Source organism: Microbacterium sp. 70-16 (assembly GCF_001898315.1).
Classification (GTDB): domain Bacteria; phylum Actinomycetota; class Actinomycetes; order Actinomycetales; family Microbacteriaceae; genus Microbacterium.
Genome location: NZ_MKTQ01000010.1, coordinates 238,795 through 260,568, shown reverse-complemented (window position 1 = coordinate 260,568; position 21,774 = coordinate 238,795). Strand labels below are relative to the sequence as shown.

Sequence of the window (21,774 nt, the reverse complement as noted above, 5' to 3'; positions counted from 1 at the left end):
AACCAGATGTACGCTGACGCACATCATGGAATCTGAGCCCCGCGCGTTCGGTCTGTCGCGCCGCGAACGCATCCTCGACGAGCTGCGCCGCGTCGGCTCGGTGCGCGTCGCAGAGCTCGCCGTCCAACTGGGCGTCTCGGAGCTGACGGTGCGGCGCGACATCGGCCAGCTCGCCGACCAGGGCCTGCTCACCCGCGTGCACGGCGGCGCCACGCTGCGCAGCCGGCTCGACCGGTCGGTCCCGAGCTCCGCCGCCAGTGCGCCGGTGCGGTTCCGCGTCGGGATGATGGTGCCCTCGCTGAGCTACTACTGGCCGCACGTCATCATCGGCGCGCGGGCGGCGGCGACCGAGCTGGGCGTGCAGCTCGTGCTGCGCGGAGCGACCTACTCGGTCGACGACCAGCGCCGTCAGATCGCGTCGCTGGTCGAATCAGGCACCCTGCACGGGCTGATCGTCGCGCCCGAAACGCTCGGACCCGACGGTCGCGCACTGCTGCACTGGCTCGAGTCGCTGCCCATCCCCGTCGTGCTCGTCGAGCGGCGGGCGCCGTCGACGCTCGCGCTGACACACCTCGAGTGGGTGACGACCGACCACGTGTTCGGCGGCGCGCTCGCGGCCGGCCACCTCGCTTCGCTCGGTCACCGGCGCGTCGGCATCCTCACTTCGGCGGGATCACCGACCTCATGGCAGCTGCGCCGCGGCTGGGAGCGTGCGGTCGCCGATCTGGGGCTGGAGTGCCCGGTCGACATCGACGGAGCGCTCGACGACCTCGACAGTGCCGCGCGCGAGGCCGCGATCGTCGACGTGCTCGCGCAGTGCCGGGCGACGTCGACGACCGCGCTGCTCATCCACAACGACCCGCAGGCTCTGCTGCTGCAGCAGTACGCGCGCGACCACGGGTGGACGATCCCCGATGACCTCGCGGTCGTCGCCTACGACGACGAGGTCGCCGAGAGTGCCGAGCCGCCCATCACCGCCCTGCGGCCCCCCAAGCAGCACATCGGCCGGCTTGCGGTCGAGACGATGGTCGACCGCCTCATCGACGGCCCCGACCGCCCCGCGCAGCGCGTGTACGTGCTGCCGGTCCTGCAGCCCCGCGAGTCGACGGCCGCCGTGCGCTGAGGCATCCGGTCACGGGCGCCCCTGGAGCCACGTGCGCAGGCTCGGCCGCCAGTGCTGCGCGACGTAGGTGACGGCCTCGTCGACGCCGAACGAGCGGGTCGAGTTGCCGACCCGCACCCACAGGTCGGTCGCACTGCCCTGCGCGAGGAACACGGGCTCGGGCGACCGCGGGCAGCGCAGCGCGCACAGGGTGCGGCCGTCGACCTCCGCGAATCGGATCACCGGCAGCGCCGCCGCGTTCTTGCCGAGCGTCGCCGACAACAGGTCGCGCAGCCACAGCTCGAACCGGTCGGCGTCGGGGGTGCGCAGCGTCGAGAAGTCGCGTTCGAGTCCGATCGGATGCCCCGCATCGTCAGCTCCGATGACCAGCGTGCCGCCGCGACTGTTCAGGAAGGCCGCGACCGTCTTGGCGACGACGGCCTCCATGCGGGCATCCTTCTTGTCTTCGCGCACGTTCCAGCGCGCGGTCTCCTTGAACTCGACCCGCTCAGACTCGCCCGCAGCCAACAGCGCCGCGATGTCGATGTCGCGGCGACTGCCCCGGCCGACCGCCGCGACGGCCGCGACCGCGAAGCTCAGGCCGACGCTGCACCCGAGGACGACGAGGATCGTGGTCGTCATCCACAGACGCTGCCCGAACAGGAAGAGGCCCGCCAGCAGCAGGCCGAGGCTCATCCCGAGGATCGCGACGATCGTCATGACGGGCAGTGAGAGCGAGAGCCGGCGGCCGAAGACGGCGCGGATGCCCCGCGCGATCAGGTACGAGAGCAGCAGGACGACCGGTAGCGCGACTGCGAAGTCGACGAGCGTGGGACTGGCGGGCACGGCGCGCTCAGCGCAGCGCGCCGACGGAGGCGAGCGCCTGACGCACGAGCGTCGAGCGGCCGCCCTCCATCTCAGAGGCCAGCGAGTCGGATGCCGCTTCTTCGGGGGTCATCCACGTCACCTCCAGGGCATCCTGCCGCGGCTCGCACGTGCCCGTCACCGGCACGACGAACGCGAGCGAGACGGCGTGCTGGCGGTCGTCGTGGAACGCGCTGACGCCCGGGATCGGGAAGTACTCTGCGACCGTGAACGGCACCGGCTGCGGCGGCAGCAGCGGGAACGCCATCGGGCCGAGGTCGTTCTCGAGGTGACGGAACAGGGCGTCGCGCACGGTCTCGCCGTAGCGGACGCGCCCCGAGACGATCGAGCGGGTGATCTCGCCGAGCGGCGTCGCGCGCAGCAGCACGCCGATCTGCGTCACCTGGCCCATGCCGTCGGTGCGCACCGGAATCGCCTCGACGTAGAGGATCGGCAGGCGCCGGCGCGCTTCGGCCAGCTCGATATCGGTCAGCCAGCCGGGATTGGCGGCGTTGCCCGGCGCGGGCGAGCCGAACGTGCCGTCGCCGAGCGGATGCCCGCCCGTGCCGCCTGTGCGCCCGATGTCCGCGCCGAGATCGCGCAGCGGATCGCGCGGCGTCCCGTCGTCGTCGCGCTCGTTCGGATCGGGGTCGGGGGTGCGAACGGCCATGCCTCTTGTATACCCCGTCGGCGCGGTGGCGGCGGGTCGTTGTGGCGGCGGTTGCTGTGGCGGCGTCGCTGCGGCGGTTGCTGCGACGGGTCTCTGCGGGGAGTCCCTGCGATGGAGTCCTGCGAAGATGTCGCCATGAGCGATTCGCCTTTTGACAGCGCAGGCGTCGAGATCCCCGACCTCGATGCCGAGGCCGTCCTGTGGTCGGCACCGCCCGGTGAGCGTGCGGGTCGGCCGTTGCTCGTGCTGTTGCACGGCTACGGGTCGGAAGAGCGCGACCTGTTCGGCCTCGCGCCGCACCTGCCCGCAGAGTTCGTCGTCGCGGCGGTGCGCGCGCCGCTCAGCCCGCCGTTCCCGACCCCCGGATGGTCGTGGTACCCGATCGAGGGGCTGCGGGGACGCGCGCCAGGAGCGGCGACAGCGGCGACCGAGCGGTTCCTCGCCTGGCTCGACACCGCGACGGATGCCGCGGCGCCCGTCGGCCTGCTCGGGTTCTCGCAGGGCGCCGTCATCTCGATGCAGTCCCTGCGACTACGCCCCGAGCGGTTCGCGTTCGCCGTCAACCTCGCGGGCTTCGTCGACGGCGATCCGCTGCCGACCGACTCCGCGCTCGCGGCCGTGCGACCGCCGGTCTTCTGGGGTCGCGGCGCGCGCGATGAGGTGATCCCCGCAGACCGCGTCGCCCACACCGTGGAATGGCTGCCCGCGCACGTCGACCTCAGCGGCCGCGTCTACCCCGGCCTGACCCACAGCGTCTCGCAAGAGGAACTCGACGACGTGCGCGCGTTCCTCGACCTGCAGCTCGAGCGCCTCGCGGAGTGACGCCGGCGCACCTGGTCGTGTGCCGACCGCAATAGCTCAGGAGTCGCGCCCGCCGCCGCTCCCGCCTGCCGCGGGATGTCGCGGGATTCCGCGGCGTGTTCAACCACGACGCCCCAGATCTCCTGAGTTATTGCGGAGGGGCCCCGCCGACCGCGCGCGAAACCGCGCCGACCGGCCGCGCTGCCGCGCACGGATCGGGCGCTCAGGGGCATCCGGTAGAGTGTCAGGGTCCCTGTCCCGAGTGTGAGGAAGACCGTTGAAGGGTTTCGACGCCGCCGCGAAGTAATCGCGCCGCACCGTCGACCCCTCCGATCCGGGGATCTCTCGACACGTCGGCGCATCCATTCCGCGCCGACGACCGTCGACTTCACACCTTCTGCGGGTGAGTGCGGGTGCGCGGCGTTCGCGCACCCAACCACAGGGAGGCATCCCATGCCCGTACTCAGCACTTCCGCGGTCGTCCTCGACCGCCTCACCTTCACCTGGCCCGACGGCACGCCCGCGCTGCGCGAGGTCTCGGGCGCCTTCGGCACGGGCCACACAGGCCTGGTCGGCCGCAACGGATCCGGCAAGTCGACGCTGCTCGCGCTCATCGCGGGGGCACTGACCCCGGCATCCGGCACCGTGACCGCCAGCGGCGCGATCGACCTGCTGCCGCAGCGACTCACGCTGCAGACCGACCGGCGCGTCGCCGATGTGCTCGGCGTCGGCGCGGCGTTGGATGCCGTGCGCGCGATCGCCGCGGGCGACGTCGACCCCGCTCGGTTCGATGCAGTCGGCGACGACTGGGACGTCGAGGCCCGCGCAACCGCCGCGCTCGACGAGGCCGGGCTGCCGCCGGGCGCCCTGGATCGCCGCGTTGGCGAACTGTCCGGCGGCGAAGCCGTGCTGGTCGCGCTCGTCGGAGTGCGGCTGCGGGGTGCGCCGATCGCCCTGCTCGACGAGCCAACGAACAACCTCGACCGTGACGCGCGGGCGCGCGTGCACGAGCTCGTGCGCCGCTGGCGCGGCACGCTGATCGTGGTCAGCCACGACACGGCGCTGCTCGAGCTGATGGACGACACCGCCGAGCTGTACGGCAGCACGCTCTCGACGTTCGGCGGGCCGTACTCGCAGTGGCGCGACGCGCTGGATGCCGAGCAGGCCGCTGCGCGGCAAGCCGAGGCATCCGCCCGTCAAGCCGTGAAGCGCGAGAAGCGCGACCGCATCCACCAAGAGCAGGTGCTCGCGACGCGCGCCGCGGCCGGTCGCAAGGCCGCCGGCGAGAAGCGCGTGCCGCCGATCATCGCCGGCGCGCGCAAGCGCTCCGCGCAGGAGTCGGCGGGGCGGCTGCGCGTCGAGGCCTCGAGTCGCGAGGCCGACGCCCGCGCCGCGCTCGACGCGGCCGAGCGGCGCGTGCGCGACGACGATGCGGTGCGCATCGACCTGCCCGACCCGGGGGTCGGGTCGGGCCGGCGCCTCGCGACGCTGTCGTCGGGCGAGCGCTCGTGGGTGCTACAGGGGCCCGAGCGGGTCGCCCTGATCGGGCCGAACGGGGCCGGCAAGACGACGCTGCTGCGGCAGCTGGTCGCCGACCCGGCGCATGACAACGACCAGACGGATGTCGGCTGCCCGGCGGATCGCGACGCGAAAGCAGGCTCAAACGGCGGTTCCGCCCCCGCCGGGCCGGGATCGAGCCAATTCAGCCTGCTTTCGGTCACGGCGACCGCGCACACCGACCGGATCGGGTACCTCTCACAGCGCGTCGACGGGCTCGACGGCGCGGAATCGCCGCTGCAGAACCTGCGCCGGGCGGCGCCGGGCGCAGGCGACGTCGAGCTGCGCAACCGGCTGGCCCGGTTCCTGCTGCGCGGGGATGCCGTGCTGCGGCCGGCCGCGGGGCTGTCGGGCGGCGAGCGCTTCCGGCTCGCGCTGGCGTGCCTCGTGATGGCCGACCCGCCGCCGCAGCTGCTCGTGCTCGACGAGCCGACGAACAACCTCGACCTCGACACGGTCGACCAGCTCGTCGCTGCCCTCGCGGCGTACCGTGGCGGCGTGCTCGTCGTCAGTCACGACGACGCGTTCCTGCGCCGGCTCGAGCCCGATCTCGTGCTCGAGTTGCGCGACGGACAGCTCGCCGAAGGCGAGCTCGACGGTGAGGAGGGGTGACCGCGCTCAGGCGAAGGGAGCCGCCGCGACCAGCGTGACCTCGATGGCGCGACCGGTCGGCGCCGTGTAGCTCACGGTCTCGCCGACGTAGTGGCCGGCGATCGCGCCGCCGAGCGGCGAGTCCGGCGAGTACACGTCGAGTTCGACATCGCCGGACTCGAGCGCGGCGGTGCGGCTGCCCAGCAGGAACGTCTCCTCCGAGCCGTCCGCGAAGCGCGCCGTCACGGTCATGCCGGGCTCGATGAGGCCGTCGTCGGGCTTGGCTCCCGTGTCGGCACGGCGGATCAGGCTGCGCAGCTCGGCGATGCGTGCGGCAGAGGCATCCGGCGTCTCGTTCAACTCGGCGAGCTCGGCTTCGAGCGCGGTCAGCGCACTCTGCGTCATCCACACCGTTTCGATCGTGTCTGCCATGTTCTTTCCCTCTTCCGGCTGAAGATATGAACCTCCAAGCTTAGCCCGCCACCGGCAGAACGGCCAGCTGGCCGCCGCGATGTCCGCCGTCCGCGCGAAGATGGAGGGATGGGCGATGTGCTCGAACGGTTCGGTCCTGCGACGCAGGACTGGTTCCGCGGCGCCTTCGCGCAGCCGACGTCGGCGCAGTCCGGCGCGTGGCAGGCGATCTCGCACGGCAAGCATGCGCTCGTGGTCGCGCCGACCGGGTCGGGCAAGACCCTGTCGGCGTTCCTGTGGGCGATCGACCGCGTGTTCCGCGAGAAGCCGATCGCCCCCGCTGACACCAAGCGGAAGAAGAAGACGGATGCCCCGGCGACGCGCGTCCTCTACGTCTCGCCCCTCAAGGCGCTCGGCGTCGACGTGGAGCGCAACCTCCGCTCTCCGCTCGTGGGCATCGGCCAGTCGGCGCGGCGGCTGGGCATCGCGGTGCCCGATGTCACGGTGGGCGTCCGCTCGGGTGACACACCATCGGCCGACCGGCGCAGACTCCTGACCGACCCGCCCGACATCCTGATCACGACGCCCGAGTCGCTCTATCTGATGCTCACGAGCCAGGCATCCGAGACACTGCGGGGCATCCACACGGTCATCGTCGACGAGGTGCACGCCGTCGCGGCGACCAAGCGCGGCGCGCACCTGGCGGTCAGTCTCGAACGGCTGGATGCCCTGCTCGAGGCCCCCGCGCAGCGCATCGGCCTATCGGCGACGGTGCGCCCCATCGATGAGGTCGCGCGCTTCCTCGGCGGATCAGCGCCCGTCGAGATCGTCGCACCGCGGGCCGTCAAGGCGTTCGATCTGCAGGTCATCGTCCCGATGGACGACATGCTCAACCCGCCTCCGCCACCGGGTGCCGATCCGCCTGATCCGGACGATGGCGAGGGCGACTGGTTCGAGGCTCCGCCGCAGCCCTCCGAGATCACCGGATCGGTGTGGCCGCACGTCGAAGAGGCGATCGTGGATCGCGTGCTCGCGCACCGCTCGACGATCGTGTTCGCGAATTCGCGACGGCTCGCCGAGCGACTCACGGGGCGGCTGAACGAGATCTACGAGGAGCGGGTGGGGTTGCGGCCCTCGACAAGCTCGGGGGCCACCTCGACAGGCTCGGGGGCCGCCTCAACGGGCTCGGGAGCCAGGTCGATGCCCGCCGAGATGATGGCGCAGGCGGGGGTGTCCGCCGGGGCACCGCCCGTGCTCGCGAAGGCGCACCACGGGTCGGTGTCGAAAGAGCAGCGGGCGCAGGTCGAGGACGAGCTGAAAAGTGGCATCCTGCGTTGCGTCGTCGCGACGAGCTCGCTCGAGCTCGGCATCGACATGGGCGCGGTCGACCTCGTGATCCAGGTCGAGGCGCCGCCGTCGGCGGCATCCGGTCTGCAGCGCGTCGGACGCGCGGGCCACCAGGTCGGTGAGATCAGCCGCGCGGCGCTTTTCCCGAAGCACCGCGGCGACGTGCTGCACACCGCTGTCGTCACCGAGCGCATGCTCGCCGGTCAGATCGAGGCGATCGCGGTGCCCGCGAATCCGCTCGACATCCTCGCGCAGCAGACGATCGCGGCGTGCGCGACGGGCACCCTCGACGTCGAGACCTGGTTCGAGACGGTGCGCCGGTCGGCGCCGTTCCGCACGCTGCCGCGCTCGGCGTACGAGGCGACGCTCGACCTGATTGCGGGCAAGTACCCGTCCGACGAGTTCGCCGAGCTGCGGCCCCGCGTCGTATGGGACCGCGATCACGGCATCCTCACCGGACGTCCCGGCGCGCAGCGCATCGCGGTCACGAGCGGCGGGACGATCCCCGACCGCGGACTGTTCGGCGTCTTCGTCGCGGGCGAGACGCAGGGCGCGCGCGTCGGCGAACTCGACGAGGAGATGGTCTACGAGTCGCGCGTGAACGACGTGTTCACCCTCGGCACAACCAGTTGGCGCATCGTCGAGATCACGCACGACCGCGTCAACGTGCTACCCGCGTTCGGGCAGCCGGGCAAGCTGCCGTTCTGGCACGGCGACGGGCTCGGGCGACCCGCCGAGCTCGGCGAAGCGCTCGGCAAGTTCTCTCGCGAGGTCGCCGGCGCGACCCCCGACAAGGCCGCCGCGCGCCTGCGCGAGTCGGGGCTCGACGACAACGCGATCAGCAACCTGCTCGCGTACCTTTCCGAGCAGAAGGATGCCACCGGCAGCCTGCCGACCGACCGGACGCTGACCGTCGAGCGCTCGCGCGACGAAGTCGGCGACTGGCGGATCATCTTGCATTCCCCTTACGGCATGCACGTGCACGCGCCGTGGGCGCTGGCCGTCGGCGCACGCATTCGGGAGCGTCTCGGCGTCGACGGATCGGCCGTGGCGAGCGACGACGGGATCATCGCGCGGGTGCCGGATGCCGAGAGCGAACCACCCGGCGCCGAGCTGTTCGTCTTCGACGCGGACGAGCTCGAACAGCTCGTCACGGACGAGGTCGGCGGGTCGGCACTGTTCGCCTCGCGCTTCCGCGAGTGCGCCGCGCGGGCACTGCTGCTGCCGCGCCTGAACCCCAGCAAGCGTTCCCCGCTGTGGCAGCAGCGGCAGAAGTCCGCGCAGCTGCTCGAGGTCGCGCGCAACCACCCGACGTTCCCGATCATCCTCGAGACGCTGCGTGAAGTGCTGCAAGACGTCTACGACCTGCCCGCGCTGCTGCGGATCGCGCGCGGCATCGCCGACCGGCGGATCCGGCTCGTCGAGACCACGACGCAGCAGCCGTCGCCGTTCGCCCGCGACCTGCTGTTCGGATATGTCGGTGCGTTCATGTACGAGGGCGACTCGCCGCTGGCCGAGCGCCGCGCGGCGGCGCTGTCGGTCGATCCGGCACTGCTGAGCGAGCTGCTCGGCAAGGTCGAGATGCGCGAGCTGCTCGACCCCGCGGTGATCGCGCAGTTCGAGGCCGAGGCCCAGCGCCTCGCCCCCGACCGGCGCGTGCGCGGGGTGGAGGGCGTCGCCGACCTGCTGCGCATGCTCGGCCCGCTCACCGCCCCCGAGGTCGCCGCCCGCCTCGCCCCCGAGCCCGGCCTGGCCCCCGAGCCTGTCGAGGGGCCGCCCGCGATCGCGACGGCGCAAGCCCAGCGGCACCTCGACGAGCTCGTCGCGGCGCGGCGGGCGATCGGGGTCACGATCGCGGGTGAAGCGCGCATCGCGGCAATCGAGGATGCCGGGCGCCTGCGCGACGCGCTCGGGGCAGCCTTGCCCGTGGGCATCCCGAACGCATTCCTCGAACCGGTCGCCGATCCGCTCGGCGATCTCGTCGCGCGGTACGCGCGCACGCATGGGCCGTTCCGCACGGCGAGCGTCGCGGCGCGCTTCGGCATCGGCGCCGCCGTTGCGCGGCACACCCTGCAACGACTCGAAGCACAAGGGCGCGTCACGAGCGGGTTCTTCCTGCCAGACGCCCCAGCCAGCACTGCCAGCAGCACCAGCACGGGCACCGACGACCTCGAGTGGTGCGACGTCGAGGTGCTGCGCCGGCTGCGGCTGCGGTCGCTCGCCGCGATCCGCGGCACGGTCGAACCGGTCACTCCCGAGGCGTTCGCGCGATTCCTGCCCGCATGGCAGCACGTCGACGGCTCCGCGGGCGGACGCCCGCTCGAGGGCCTCGACGGCGTGCTCGCGACGATCGAGCAGCTCGCCGGAGTGCCGCTGCCAGCGAGCGCCTGGGAGTCACTGATCCTGCCCTCGCGGGTGACCGACTACACGCCCGCGATGCTCGATGAGCTCACTTCAACGGGCGAGGTCGTCTGGACGGGGCACGGGTCGCTGCCCGGTCGCGACGGCTGGATCGCGCTGCACCCCACCGACGCCCTCCCCCTCACGCTCGTGCTGCCCGACGACCCCGAGCCGCCGACCGTCCTCGAGCAACAGCTACTGACCGCGATGTCAGCGGGCGGCGCGTACTTCGCCACGCAACTGGCCGCCATGACGGGAGCGAACGAGCAGGACACGGTCGCGGCGCTGTGGAACCTCACCTGGACGGCCCGCGTCACGAACGACACCTTCGCCCCCGTGCGCGCCCTGCTCGGCGGCGGCTCGCAGGCGCACCGCGCCGTGCGCCGCACGCCGCGCGCGCGGATGTTCCGCGGCACACCGCTGGCCGCCACGCGCAGCGCGGCATCCCCTCGCCCGCCCGTCGGCGGCCGCTGGTCGCTGCTGCCCGAGCCGAGCACTGACGCCGCGCTGCGCGGCGCGGCGTCGGCGAGCCTGCTGCTCGACCGCTACGGCGTCGTCACGCGCGGCAGCGTGCAGTCCGAGGGCGTGCCGGGCGGATTCGCGCAGGTCTACCGGATCCTCGCCGGGTTCGAGGATGCCGGGCACACGCGCCGCGGCTACTTCATCGAGAAGCTCGGGGCCGCGCAGTTCGCGACCTCGGCGACGGTCGACCGGCTGCGCGAGTTCGCGGCCCTTGCCGATCCGGCGCCGCTGCAGGCACTGACACTCGCGGCGACCGACCCCGCGAACCCGTACGGCGCGGCCCTTGCGTGGCCGGGGCTGGACGTCGCGCACCGCCCCGGCCGCAAGGCGGGCGGGCTCGTGACGCTCGTCGACGGCAGCCTCGTGCTGTATCTCGAGCGCGGCGGACGCTCTGCGCTCGCCTTCACCGACGACGAGAACGCGCTCGCGGCGGCCGCGCGCAGCCTCGCTGAGACGGTGCGCGCGCGGCGGCTCGACACGCTGACGATCGAGCAGGTGTCGGGTGTGTTCGTCTACGGCACCCCCGTCGGGCGGGCCCTGCAGGCGGCCGGCTTCGTCGAGTCAAGCCGCGGGCTCACGCTGCGAGCGCGCTGATGGGCGGGCATCCTCACTCGTCGGCATCGCGGGGTCACGAACTTCGCAGAATGTCACGTACTCCGCAGAGAACGACGGCATATTCTGCGGAGTTGGTCACATTCTGCGGAGTTCCCGCCGCGGCCCAGAAGGGGCACCCCTGATGCCTGAGGGCGACACCGTCTTCCGCACGGCGCGCACGTTGCACGCCGCCCTCGCGGGGCAGACGGTGACGCGCTTCGACCTGCGGGTGCCACGCCATGCGACGGCGGATCTGACCGGTGACACCGTCCGCGAGGTCGTCCCGCGCGGCAAGCACCTGCTCATGCGCTTCGGGGAATACACCCTGCACTCGCACCTCAAGATGGAGGGACGCTGGCTCGTCTACCGCCCCGGCGAGCCGTGGCGCGCCCCCGCGCACCAGGCGCGCGCGATCGTCGGCATCGAGCGGGCACAGGCCGTCGGCTTCGAGATCGCCCAGGTTGACCTCGTGCCCACCGCGCAGGAAGACCTGCTCGTCGGGCATCTCGGCCCCGACTTGCTGGGGCCCGATTGGGATGCCCCGAAGGCGGCCGCCCACCTGGCATCCGACCCTCGCCCCGTGCACGTCGCGCTGCTGGATCAGCGCAACCTCGCGGGCCTGGGCAACGAGTATGCGAACGAGGTGCTGTTCGTGCGGGGCGTCCTGCCCACGCGTCCCGCGAACGAGACGGATGCAGGCCTGGTCGACACGGCCGCGCGGATGATCCGCAGCAATCGCGACCGGCCGATCCGCACCTTCACGGGTGACGCGCGCCGCGGTCGCGAGCACTGGGTCTACGGTCGCGCCGGGCGGCCGTGCCGCCGGTGCGGCACGCTCATCCGCCGCGGCGAGCTCGGCGCGAACGAGACGAGCGAGCGCATCGTGTTCTGGTGCCCGCGCTGCCAGCGCTGAGACGCATCAGTGCCCGAGGTAGCGCCCGGGCCGGTGGTTGAGCGCGAGCACGAGGTTCAGCAGCACCGCGCCCACGGCGCTCATCAGGACGTTCGTCCACGGCACCACGAGCAGCGCCGACAGCACGATCAGGACGTCGAAGATCATCATCGTCCACCCCGCACGGAAGCCCGTGCGGTCCTGGATCTCGAGCCCGATGATGTTGACGCCGCCGACGCTCGAGCGGTGGCGGAACAGGATCAGCACGCCGACGCCGGCCAGGAGGTTGCCCGCGAGCGTGCCGTACCAGGGCTCGATCTGCGTGATCGGGAACAGCGCGTCGTGCACGAGCGCCCACGTCGACACGAGGGCGATCGAGATGACCGTCCGGATCGTGAAGTCCCACCCGCGCCGCCACACCGCGAGGAACGCGAAGGGCACGTTGATGACGGCGAACAGCACCCAGAACGGCCAGCCCGTCGCGTAGCCGAGAAGCAGCGAGAGGCCGGCCGTGCCGCCCGTGACGGCGCCCGACGCGTGCAGCAGGTGCAGCCCGAACGAGGTCAGGAAGGTGCCGGTGAGGATGCCGAGCACGTCCTCCGGGACCGAATGCGCGTTGGCCTTCTCGTCGAACACGAGGGAGGGGCCGGTCGTCGGGTCGTCGGGAGTCGCCACGGCATCCATCCTCGCGCGTCTGGGGCACGGCACGATTCATAGCCGCCGCGTAGCCGGTGCCTACGGCGCTCTCCAGGCGATCTCCGACACTGGTCCGCATGAAGAGACGACTCAAGCACAGCCTCATCGCGGGTGGGATCGTCGTCGCGCTCACCGCGACCGGCGGCACCGCGTGGGCGCTCGACCGGTTCGTGATCCCGCATGTCGTGGTCGACGACGTCGCCGCGTACGAGGCGGAGCAGAGCGCGAGCGCGACTCCCGCCGCGACCGACGACACGGCGGATGCCGAGGCATCCACGCCCGTCATCACCGACACGACCTACACGTCTGACGCTGCGTCGATCACGGTCACGCAGTACACGCAGGGCTCGGGCGACGACACCGTCACCTACTACGTCGCCGATCTGGACCTCAGTGACCCGACGGTGCTGCGCAGCGCCTTCGCGAACAACCAGTTCGGCGAGAACATCACCGCTCTGGTCAGCGAGACCGCCGAGGCCAACGGCGCGGTGCTGGCCGTCAACGGCGACTACTACGGGTTCCGCGACAGCGGCATCGTGATCCGCAACGGCGTCGTCTACCGCGACGACGGAGCCCGCGAAGGCCTCGTCTTCTACAAGGACGGCACGGTCGCGATCTACGACGAGACGCAGACGACGGCAGCCGAACTGGTCGCAGACGGCGCCTGGAACACCCTCAGCTTCGGCCCCGCGATCGTCGACGACGGCGCCGTGATCGACGGCATCGACGACGTCGAGATCGACACGAACATCGGCAACCACTCGATCCAGGGCGAGCAGCCGCGCACCGCGATCGGCGTCACCGCCGACGGGCACATCCTCATCGTCGTTGTCGACGGACGCGACCCCGGCTACAGCCGCGGCGTCACCCTCACCGAGCTCGCCGACATCATGATCTCGCTCGGCGCGACGACGGCCTACAACCTCGACGGCGGCGGATCGAGCGAACTGTGGTTCAACGGCGAGGTCGTCAACCAGCCTTCCAACGGCGGTGAGCGGGCGACGAGCGACATCCTCTATGTGGCGGGGTGATCGGATGCCTCTCGTGCTGATCCCCGCCTACGAACCCGACGATCGGCTGGTCGCGCTCGTGCGCGAGCTGACGCCACGCGGTCCCGTGCTCGTCGTCGACGACGGCTCGGGACCGGGCTACGCCGGCGTGTTCGCGGCGTGCGCCGCGGCGGGCGCGGTCGTGGCATCCCACCCGCACAATCGCGGCAAGGGAGCGGCGCTGCGCACGGGCTTCGCGCGCGCCGCGCACGACTGGCCGGGGCTCGACATCGTCACGGCGGATGCCGACGGCCAGCACACCCCGGCCGACATCAGCCGCGTCGCGGAAGCCCTGGGCGGCGTTCGAGGAGCGCAAACGGCTCCCGATCGGCCTCAGGCAGGGCAACTTGCGCTCCTCGAACGCCGCGCCACGGTCGTGCTCGGCGTCCGCGCGTTCGCGGGGTCGGTGCCGCTGCGCAGCCGCGCGGGCAACGCGCTGACGCGGCGCGCGTTCCGGCTCGCCACGGGGCGCGACGTGAGCGACACCCAGACGGGGCTGCGGGGGTTCCCGAGCGAGCTCGTGCCGTGGCTGCTGTCGGTTCCGGGCGACCGGTTCGAGTACGAGTTCCGGATGCTGCTGGCCGCGCCCACGGCCGGGATCGCACTCGAGGAAGTGCCGATCCGGACGGTCTACCTCGACGGCAACGCATCGAGCCACTTCCGTCCGCTCGCCGACTCGGCGCGCATCTATGCGCCGCTGCTTCGCTTCGCGGCATCCGCCGTCGTGGCATTCGTCGTCGACACGGGCCTGCTGCTCGTGTTGCAGGCGCTGACCGGTTGGCTGCTGCTGTCGGTCACCCTCGCCCGCGTCGCGAGCGCCGGCATGAACTTCGCGATCAACCGCAGCCTCGTCTTCGGCGCCCGCCGCACGGTGCCGCTGCGCACGGCGGCGCTGCGCTACTTCGGCCTCGCGGCACTGCTGCTCGCGGCGAGCTTCGGGATGCTGACGGCGCTGACGGATGCCGGTATCGCGACCCTGCCGGCGAAGCTCATGACCGATCTGACCCTGTTCGCGGTGAGCTTCTCGGTGCAACGGGCGGTGGTGTTCGCTCCGGATCGCCGGATCGAGCCCGCTCACACCTATGCACGGGAATGATCTGAGGGTCTCGATCGTTGTAGAAGTTCTCAGGAGGATTTCTGTGGGCAAGAACTACGTCGACATCGAAGACGATCAGGGCCGCACGCTGCGCTACCGCAAGCACGCGAACGGGCGGGGCCTCATCGCCAACGGCGCCAAGGTGCACGCGACCGCACTCGTCGAGGCGGGTGCGTATGTGGAGCCGGGCGCCCAGATCGCCGCGGGCGCGCACATCGGCCGCGGTGTCTGGATCGAGCCCGACGCCGTCATCGGCCCCGATGCCGAGATCGCGCCGCACGCGCACATCGGCTCGGGCGCGGCGATCGGGTCGGGCGCCAAGATCGGCATCCGCGCCGTCGTCGGAGCGCACGCGCGCGTCGCCGGCGGCTCACTGATCGCCGACGACACCCAGATCGCCGACGGCGAGCAGGTCGCGACCGACCGCCGCGGGCTGCGCCTGGCCGCCTGACCCCCTCGCGGGGCGGAGGCACTCACCGCGTGACCGCAATAACTCAGGAGTTCCGCACGGATCTCGACCCGAATCGGGGCCGCGGCACCGATCTGGCGCCGCCGTTCCTGAGTTGTTGCGGCGCGAGCGGCGGCTACGCTGGCGTCATGGCGGCAGCAGGCGGCCGCGGCAGCCGCGGCAAGGGCGCGGGGCGCCCGCGCGCCGCCGGCGCCGGCCGCACACCCGGCCGCAAGCCCGGCGCCGGCGCGAGGGGCACCACAAGCGCGACGAGCGAGCCCGCCCCACCGCTACCCACAGGTCCCTTCCGCCTGGGCGCGATCGAGGGTGCGACGCCCGGCAAGTGGATCGACGCGTGGAAGCAGCGGATGCCGCAGATCCCGCTCGAGCTCGTCCCGCTCGACCTGCCCGACCAGCGCGCTGCCCTCATCCAGCCAGACCCGACCGGCCTCGCGCAACCCGTCGACGCCGCCCTGGTGCGGCTGCCGATCGACCGCACGGGACTGCACGTGATCGCCCTCTACGACGAGACGCCGGTCGTCGTGTGCGCGGCCGAGTCGCACCTCACCGCCGCGGACGAGCTCACGGCGGACGACCTCGCCGGAGAGGTGCTGATCGTCCCCGAGCACCCGCCGGTGCAGGTCGAGGTCCCCGGGACGACGCAGCCGCGATTCGCCGCCCCCGCGACGGTCGCCGATGCGATCGCCATTGCTGCGACGGGCGTCGGCATCGTCATCGTTCCGATGTCACTCGCACGCCTGCATCACCGCAAGGATGCCGCGCATCGCCCACTGGTGGACGGCCCGACCTCGACGGTGGCGCTCGCGTGGCCCGCGACCGCCGACGGCGAGAACGGCCCGCTCGTCGACACCTTCATCGGCATCGTGCGCGGCCGCACCGCGAACTCCTCACGCTGACGCCGCCCGACCGCCTCACCCGGCAAGCCGCCGACCGCCCGGCCCCATCGCTCAGCGGCCCACCCGGGCACGGCAGAAGGGCCGGCGAGCCCCAGCATCGCCGACCCTTCGGACGGGCATAGATCCCCCCGAACCGCCGTCCTGCGGACTGACCGGATGCCACCTCTCCCCAGTGGTGGCCCGGTGCATCCGTATCCGTCGGCACCGAACGGTCCTTCCGATGATCAAGAGGCGCCCCCCTCACCCCTGATACATCTGCGTGAGAAAATCTCAGAATCCGTTGCCGTGGCAGACGAACGGCGATCGGATGCCCGTGCGCACACTCGCCTCGGCGAGCGCGACGGCGGGGGCGAGCCCGCCCGCGAGCCCGACGTGCAGCTGCCCGAGCAGTTCGCACGCGTCGTCGTCCGCGACGACGACGGGTGCGGCGATCACGGCCGTCGCGCCGGCGTGCTGCCAGGCCCGCGTCATCCCCACCGACTCCTCGCCCCACCGCACGGCCGAGCGCCCCGATTCGCAGGCCGACAGGATCACGACATCCGACACCCGCCGCATCCGGTCGATGTCGTAGCCGAACAGCGCGCCGTCGGCCAGCGTCAGACCGGAGAACAGCGGGTTGTCGAGGGCGTGCCGGCCGTGCGCGCTGATGTGCAGGATGTCGGCTGACGCGGCCGCGCCGCCGACGGCGTCGACCGTGGCATCCGCGCCGGTGAGCACGACCGGCTCGGTCGACGAGTCGTCGGCAGGACGCGCGGCCGCCCATGCGGCGGCACCTGTCCGTGCCTCTTCGACGCCGCGGGCGACGCGCGGGCCGACGACGAACGCGACGTCGGCGTCGACCGACGACGCGCGCCGGCCGAGCACCCATCGCGAGGCTGAGCGGGCGACCGTCACCGCGCGACCGGACAGATGCGGCAGCATCGTCCACGGGAGCCCTGCCAGCACGCCGGGTGCCGTCACGACGATGCGCCGGGCATCGACGCCGGTCAGCGGGGCCGCCACCAGCAGCGTCGACAGGCGGTCGAGGTGGTCGGCCAGCGACCGGCCGACGATCGCCATCATCGGGCCCGAGCGCACGGCCGCCGACATGTCCAGGTCAGAGCGCAGCGCCGGCAGCGCTTTGCGCGCCTCGCTCCAGCCGGGCAGGTCGACCAGCTGCGCGCCCCGCGTCGTGACGACGAGGCACGACAGCCCCTCCGGGCTGAACACGTAGTTCAGCAGGACTGTGTCGACATCCAGCGCTGCGACCGCGGCCGCAAGATCGACGGGGCGCTCGATCTCGGCCGCGCCGGTCGTCGTCCACTGCCGCCGACGCAGGCGCTCACCCAGTTCGATCGCGCGGGGGTCGCTCGTCCAGTCGTCGCTGCCGGCGTCGGCGCGCAGCATGCGCAGCTCGCTCAGTTCGGCCGCCTGCTCGGGGTCGGCCGGGGGTCGCAGCGGCACGACCTGCAGGCTCAGGTGCCGGGCGCGCTCGGACCATTCGAAGACTGTCTCGGGGCTGCGCGACTGCACCGCCGCGCTCAGTCCGACAAGCATCAGGTTGTTGCCGTACATCGACAACGACGTCTGCAGATCGAGGCTGCCGAACGATGCGCGCCAGTCCGAGAGCTCGTCGAGTCCGGATGCCGCGTGGCGGCGCGCCACCGCACCGCGGCCGGCGCGGGCGGCGCGCTCCGCGCGCACTTCGTGCGCGAGCATCCGCACCTCGAGCGACGCAGCCTCGTCGATGCGCGGCATGCGGCCGGCAGGCCGGTCGTGGCGCGCGCGCCACAGCTCGCGCGACAGGCGCAGTGCGGCCGCCTCACCGGCGAACCCCGCGCGGGTGAGCGCCGCCGCGACCGGGGTGACGTCGGCATCGTCGACCGCGACGTCGGAGACCGTGCGCCCGGCCCGGTCGATCGCGCCGCCGGAAAGGAGCGCACGCAGACGGATGCCCCGTGCCCGGTCGGCCCACGACGTCGCGCCGAGCGCCGTGAAGTGCCGGGCGGCGTGGCCGGCGGCACGCGCCGCATCGGCGGGGTCGTGGCGCAGCAGCGAGCGGGCCAGATGCAGCTCGGCCTCACCGCGGGCCTGCGCCATGCCGTTCTTGTGGAACGCACGTGCCGCATCGCGCAGCAGGCGCTCAGCCTCCGTGACGAGGCCCGCGTCGCGCAGGGCCTCGGCCATGTCGACGTCGCCGATGGCGGCGTTGGCCGCCGACTCCTCGCCGATGACGGGGCGCGCTGCGGCCATCTCCTGCATCGCCCTGATGAGGTCGCCGCCGAGCAACGCCGTGTAGCCGAGATTGTGCCGCGCCTCGGCGACGTCGATGGGCGTGCCGTGCTCTTCGTAGACCGCCACGGCTTCCTCGAGATCGGCGAAGGCCGCCGCGAGGTCACGCCGCTGCATCGCCCCGACGCTGCGGTTCATCCGCAGGTTGGCGACCGCCATCGGGTCGTCCGAGAGCGCGTCGATCGCGCGTCCGAACCAGCCGATCGCCTCGTCGAGCCGGCCCCGGTGCATGACGATGCTGGCCAGCTGCCCCGCGACGATGCCGCGTGTGTGGGCGCTGAGCGCGGCATCCGCCAGCGTTTCGCGACACAGCTGCTCGCCCTCTGCCGGGCGGCCGGTCTGGTCGAGCACGAACGCGAGCGTGCCCGCGATCCGCGCGTGCAGCTCGACGTCGTCGGTCACCGCGGCGACACCCTGCAACGCCGCCTCGGCCTCGCGGTACCGACGTTCGTTCGTGAGCGCGAGCGCGGCCGCATACAGGTCCGGCGCGGCTATCGCGGGCTCAAGGGTCACGATCCCAGCATGCCCGTTTCGCGGCTCGCGCGCGAAGCGAAGCCGCGCAGCACGCGTACCGCGCGCGCCGCGCGCGAACCCGACCGTGTCACCGGCGGTCGGGTTCGCGGCGCGCCGACGGGTTAGTCGAGCTCGTCGAGCACCTGCTTCACCACCGCGCGCGCAGCGTCGACCGAGACCGCGATCGACTCCTTCTGCTCCGGCACAGCGCCCAGGCGCGCCGCGATCATGCCCGACACGAGCGGCGCCGCGAACGACGTTCCGCTCCAGACCGCGAAGCCGCCGCGATAGTCCTCAGGGCCGATCGTCAGGCGCCGGCGCGCGTACTGGTCATCCCGCGCGGTCGCCTGCAGGCCGCCACGGAAGTCGGGGATCGTGCTCAGCACCGCGGCACCGACGGCGTACGTGCGCACCCACGGGCCCACGTTCGAGAACAGCGCCGTCGTGGCGCAGTCGGGGTTGAGCGCCCCGACCGACACGTGCTCGGCGGCCTTGTCAGCAGCAAGGCCGTTGTCGGCACCGTCCCACGCCCACAGCGATGCCGGGAAACTCGGGCGGTCGGTCGCGTCGTTGCCCGCCGAGACGACGATCGTCGTGCCGAGGTCGCGCAGCACCTTCAGCAGGTCGTACAGGTCACGTGTGTACAGACCGTCCTCCGGCGTCTCGTGGTAGTACCCGAGCGACATGTTCACCACGTCGATCGCGCGCCCACCCTTGACCCCGTCGCGGTGTCGTTGCACGAGGATGCCGAGCTGCTCGACCACCTTCAGCAGGTTCGACTCCTCGACGATGCCGCGCGCATCGGCGACTCGCACGGCGAGCAGCTCGGCATCGGGCGCGACCTGGCGCACGATTCCGGCGATGAACGTGCCGTGCCCCGCGACGGGATCGAGTTCACCGTCGAGCGGACCGTAGAGGTCGGGGTACACCTCGGGGTTCGCCTCGTCGTTGAAGCCCACCACATGCCCGTCGAGCTTCACCTCACGGTCGACGAGGTCATCGGGCAGCCACGAGTGCGCGCCGATGCCCGTGTCGAGGACGGCCACGACGGCACGACGGTGCCCGCGCTCGAGCGCTGACACCCGCGGCGACGGACCGATCCACGCGACCGGCTGCCGCCCGCCCGAGCCACAGTCGGCGTACTCGCCGACCGGGTTCGACTTCGTGTAGGGGTTGGACTTCGTGTACGGGTTCGACTTCGTATACGGGTTGGACTTCGTATACGGGTTCGACTTCGTGTACGGGTTCACCCCGATCGGATCGACCGTGAGGATGTGGTCGAGGCCGATCCGGTCGACTCCCGTGCGCCGCAGCGACGCCGGGGCATCCACACCTCCGTTCGCATCACGCACGACGTCGTCCCCCGCGAGCAGCATCCGGCGCACCTGCTGCAGCACGCGCCAGGCGTCAGGGAGGGCGGGAGAGGCAGAATCCGCCCCTTCCCGCGCCGTCAGTCGCACGCGCATCACGGCGGGCGCACCAGGCAGGCGGGCCTCGATCCGCTCGCCGTCCTTCAGCGCGGTGCCGTCGAGCCGCTCGGGCTCGGCCTCCCAGCCGAAGACGCCCGCCGCCTCGCGCACGCGCTGGAGGTTGTCGTCGAGCAGTCCCGCCCGAGCGCCGTCCGACACCAGCAGCCGGTCGGGCACGTATGCGGTCTGGAACGCCTCGATGCCATCGAGCGGTTCGATGCCGGGGTCGAGGATGGTCGCCTCGACGATCGCACCGCGGGCGCGGTCGCGCCACGACCACCCCTTCGGCTGCGCACCGGGGACGTCGATGTCTTCGGGGGTCATGCACGCTCCTTCACAGGGCCGGTCCTACCGGCGGGGGGTGGTCAGATCTCGAAACGCGGTGTCAGAAGTTCGTCGGCTGTGCCGGGCTCGGGCGGTGCAGCCAGCCGCACGCGCAAGCGCGAGATGCCCGGCGGCACGGCCTCGAACGAGAAGCGGCCGCCGTCTGAGGTGGCCGCCACTTCGGCGCCGTCCTGCACCAGCCGCACGTCGGCGACGTCGCCGTCGACCCAGCCGTCGAGACGGCTGCGGCCGCGCTCGGTCGGCGTCACGTGCACCAGCACGTTCGTGTGGCCGTCGCTGAACTGCAGCGTGAGCATGTCGGCATCCCCTCGCACGGCGGATGTCGCGTCGCTCTCGATGAGCGTCAGCAGCGCGTATTCGCGGCCGAGGTCGGCGGATGCCACGGACGCGATCATCGCGTCGACGAGTCCGCCCGGCACGGGGTCGACGCCTTCCCAGGTGCGACGCAGCGCGGCGAACAGCGCCGCGTCGTCGGTGGTCGATTCAGAGGTCATGGGTATCCTCGCTCCATCCGTCTTTCTCGAGGGCGACACGCAGCTTTCCGAGGCAGCGGCCCCGGGTCGGGCCGATCGAGCCGACCGGCATGCTGAGGTCTTGCGCGATGCGCGCATAGTCGGGGCGTTCTTCGAAGGCGACGACGCGCAGCAGTCGGCGGCAGCGCTCCTCGAGCGTCGCGACGGCGCCCCACAGGCGACGGTCGCGCTCACTGAGGTGGGCGCTCTCTTCAGCGGACGGGTCGCTGGGCAGCAGCGGCTCGAGATCGACGTCGTCGGTCGGTCTCGCACGCTGGTGCGCGCGGCCCGCGCGCCAAGCCTCGCGGCGTGCGCACGTGGTGAGCCAGCCGGCCACCGCGCGTGCGTCGTGGATGGACTCGTGCCGACGCACGAGTGTCAGCCAGGTCGCCTGCACGACGTCTTCGGCGAGCATCTGCTCGAGCCCGTAGGCGCGCACAACGTGCCACAGCACGGGCGTCATGAGCCGGACGAGGTCATCCATCGCGCGCGGATCGCCGCCCCGCCAGCGTTCGAAGCTGTCGGTCGCACGACTCCAGATCGTCACGGGAACGACGAGGTCCCCTCCGCCGGTCGGCACCGCGCCTTCGGGCACGTCGCGACGGATCGGAGGGTCGGCTTCTGTCATACCGCCCATTCTGGTCACACAAGCAGGAGGCAGGCGAGTGTCTTCGTGATACACGGCCCGGGCACTTCGTCGCGCGGCC

17 protein-coding genes are annotated in these 21,774 nt (G+C 72.1%); 9 read left to right on the top strand and 8 right to left on the bottom strand.

All coding sequences use genetic code 11. The annotated features are described in order from the left end of the window. Positions 1-25: 25 nt before the first annotated feature. Positions 26-1,123, top strand: a complete 1,098-nt coding sequence (locus tag BGO46_RS04080) for a substrate-binding domain-containing protein (protein WP_292672984.1) — start codon at positions 26-28, stop codon at positions 1,121-1,123. 9 nt (positions 1,124-1,132) lie between these two features. Here BGO46_RS04080 and BGO46_RS04075 read toward each other — a convergent pair whose 3' ends face one another. Both BGO46_RS04075 and BGO46_RS04070 read right to left on the bottom strand, forming a co-directional pair. Beyond that, positions 1,133-1,948, bottom strand: coding sequence for an ATP-binding protein (locus BGO46_RS04075; protein ID WP_292672987.1), 816 nt, complete (start codon positions 1,946-1,948; stop codon positions 1,133-1,135). Positions 1,949-1,955: 7 nt separating this feature from the next. After that, complete coding sequence (locus BGO46_RS04070) at positions 1,956-2,636, bottom strand: NUDIX hydrolase family protein (protein WP_292672990.1); 681 nt, start codon at positions 2,634-2,636, stop codon at positions 1,956-1,958. A gap of 135 nt (positions 2,637-2,771) precedes the next feature. Between BGO46_RS04070 and BGO46_RS04065 the strand changes: the two genes are divergently transcribed. Both BGO46_RS04065 and BGO46_RS04060 read left to right on the top strand, forming a co-directional pair. Then, a complete protein-coding gene (locus BGO46_RS04065) occupies positions 2,772-3,458 on the top strand; it encodes an alpha/beta hydrolase-fold protein (protein ID WP_292672993.1) in 687 nt (228 codons plus the stop codon). Between the two features lie 432 nt (positions 3,459-3,890). Further along, positions 3,891-5,606: an ATP-binding cassette domain-containing protein gene (locus BGO46_RS04060; RefSeq protein ID WP_292672996.1), complete on the top strand. Its 1,716-nt coding sequence runs from the start codon at positions 3,891-3,893 to the stop codon at positions 5,604-5,606. A 6-nt stretch (positions 5,607-5,612) separates the two neighbouring features. Here BGO46_RS04060 and BGO46_RS04055 read toward each other — a convergent pair whose 3' ends face one another. Continuing rightward, positions 5,613-6,017 carry a GreA/GreB family elongation factor gene (locus BGO46_RS04055; protein ID WP_292672999.1) on the bottom strand — a complete coding sequence of 135 codons (405 nt, stop codon included), beginning with the start codon at positions 6,015-6,017 and terminating at the stop codon, positions 5,613-5,615. Between the two features lie 108 nt (positions 6,018-6,125). Between BGO46_RS04055 and BGO46_RS04050 the strand changes: the two genes are divergently transcribed. Then, positions 6,126-10,859 carry an ATP-dependent helicase gene (locus BGO46_RS04050; RefSeq protein WP_292673001.1) on the top strand — a complete coding sequence of 1,578 codons (4,734 nt, stop codon included), beginning with the start codon at positions 6,126-6,128 and terminating at the stop codon, positions 10,857-10,859. A gap of 142 nt (positions 10,860-11,001) precedes the next feature. Next, positions 11,002-11,772: a DNA-formamidopyrimidine glycosylase family protein gene (locus tag BGO46_RS04045; protein WP_292673004.1), complete on the top strand. Its 771-nt coding sequence runs from the start codon at positions 11,002-11,004 to the stop codon at positions 11,770-11,772. Positions 11,773-11,778: 6 nt separating this feature from the next. Here BGO46_RS04045 and BGO46_RS04040 read toward each other — a convergent pair whose 3' ends face one another. Then, positions 11,779-12,435: a YitT family protein gene (locus BGO46_RS04040; protein WP_292673007.1), complete on the bottom strand. Its 657-nt coding sequence runs from the start codon at positions 12,433-12,435 to the stop codon at positions 11,779-11,781. 89 nt (positions 12,436-12,524) lie between these two features. On the opposite strand from BGO46_RS04040, the gene BGO46_RS04035 reads away from it, so the two are divergent. The 4 genes from BGO46_RS04035 to BGO46_RS04020 are packed head-to-tail and all read left to right on the top strand — an operon-like array spanning position 12,525 to position 15,957. Further along, positions 12,525-13,478 (top strand): phosphodiester glycosidase family protein, encoded by a 954-nt coding sequence (locus BGO46_RS04035; RefSeq protein WP_292673009.1) that lies wholly within the window; start codon positions 12,525-12,527, stop codon positions 13,476-13,478. 4 nt (positions 13,479-13,482) lie between these two features. Continuing rightward, positions 13,483-14,592 (top strand): bifunctional glycosyltransferase family 2/GtrA family protein, encoded by a 1,110-nt coding sequence (locus BGO46_RS04030; RefSeq protein WP_292673011.1) that lies wholly within the window; start codon positions 13,483-13,485, stop codon positions 14,590-14,592. 43 nt (positions 14,593-14,635) lie between these two features. Continuing rightward, positions 14,636-15,043 carry a transferase gene (locus tag BGO46_RS04025; RefSeq protein ID WP_292673014.1) on the top strand — a complete coding sequence of 136 codons (408 nt, stop codon included), beginning with the start codon at positions 14,636-14,638 and terminating at the stop codon, positions 15,041-15,043. Positions 15,044-15,072: 29 nt separating this feature from the next. Next, positions 15,073-15,957: a substrate-binding domain-containing protein gene (locus BGO46_RS04020; protein WP_292673016.1), complete on the top strand. Its 885-nt coding sequence runs from the start codon at positions 15,073-15,075 to the stop codon at positions 15,955-15,957. 270 nt (positions 15,958-16,227) lie between these two features. Here the strand turns inward: BGO46_RS04020 and BGO46_RS04015 are convergent, their stop codons facing one another. From BGO46_RS04015 to BGO46_RS04000, 4 genes are all read right to left on the bottom strand, one after another. Further along, complete coding sequence (locus BGO46_RS04015; RefSeq protein ID WP_292673019.1) at positions 16,228-18,741, bottom strand: CHAT domain-containing protein; 2,514 nt, start codon at positions 18,739-18,741, stop codon at positions 16,228-16,230. Positions 18,742-18,863: 122 nt separating this feature from the next. Next, the gene (locus BGO46_RS04010) at positions 18,864-20,534 is read right to left on the bottom strand and encodes a S8/S53 family peptidase (protein ID WP_292673022.1); all 1,671 of its coding nucleotides are present in this window, start codon (positions 20,532-20,534) and stop codon (positions 18,864-18,866) included. Positions 20,535-20,575: 41 nt separating this feature from the next. After that, on the bottom strand, positions 20,576-21,049 hold the full coding sequence (locus tag BGO46_RS04005) for a hypothetical protein (protein ID WP_292673025.1): 474 nt from the start codon (positions 21,047-21,049) through the stop codon (positions 20,576-20,578). Further along, on the bottom strand, positions 21,039-21,695 hold the full coding sequence (locus BGO46_RS04000) for a sigma-70 family RNA polymerase sigma factor (RefSeq protein WP_292673027.1): 657 nt from the start codon (positions 21,693-21,695) through the stop codon (positions 21,039-21,041). Before BGO46_RS04000 ends, BGO46_RS04005 begins: the two co-directional genes overlap by 11 nt. Positions 21,696-21,774 lie beyond the last annotated feature (79 nt).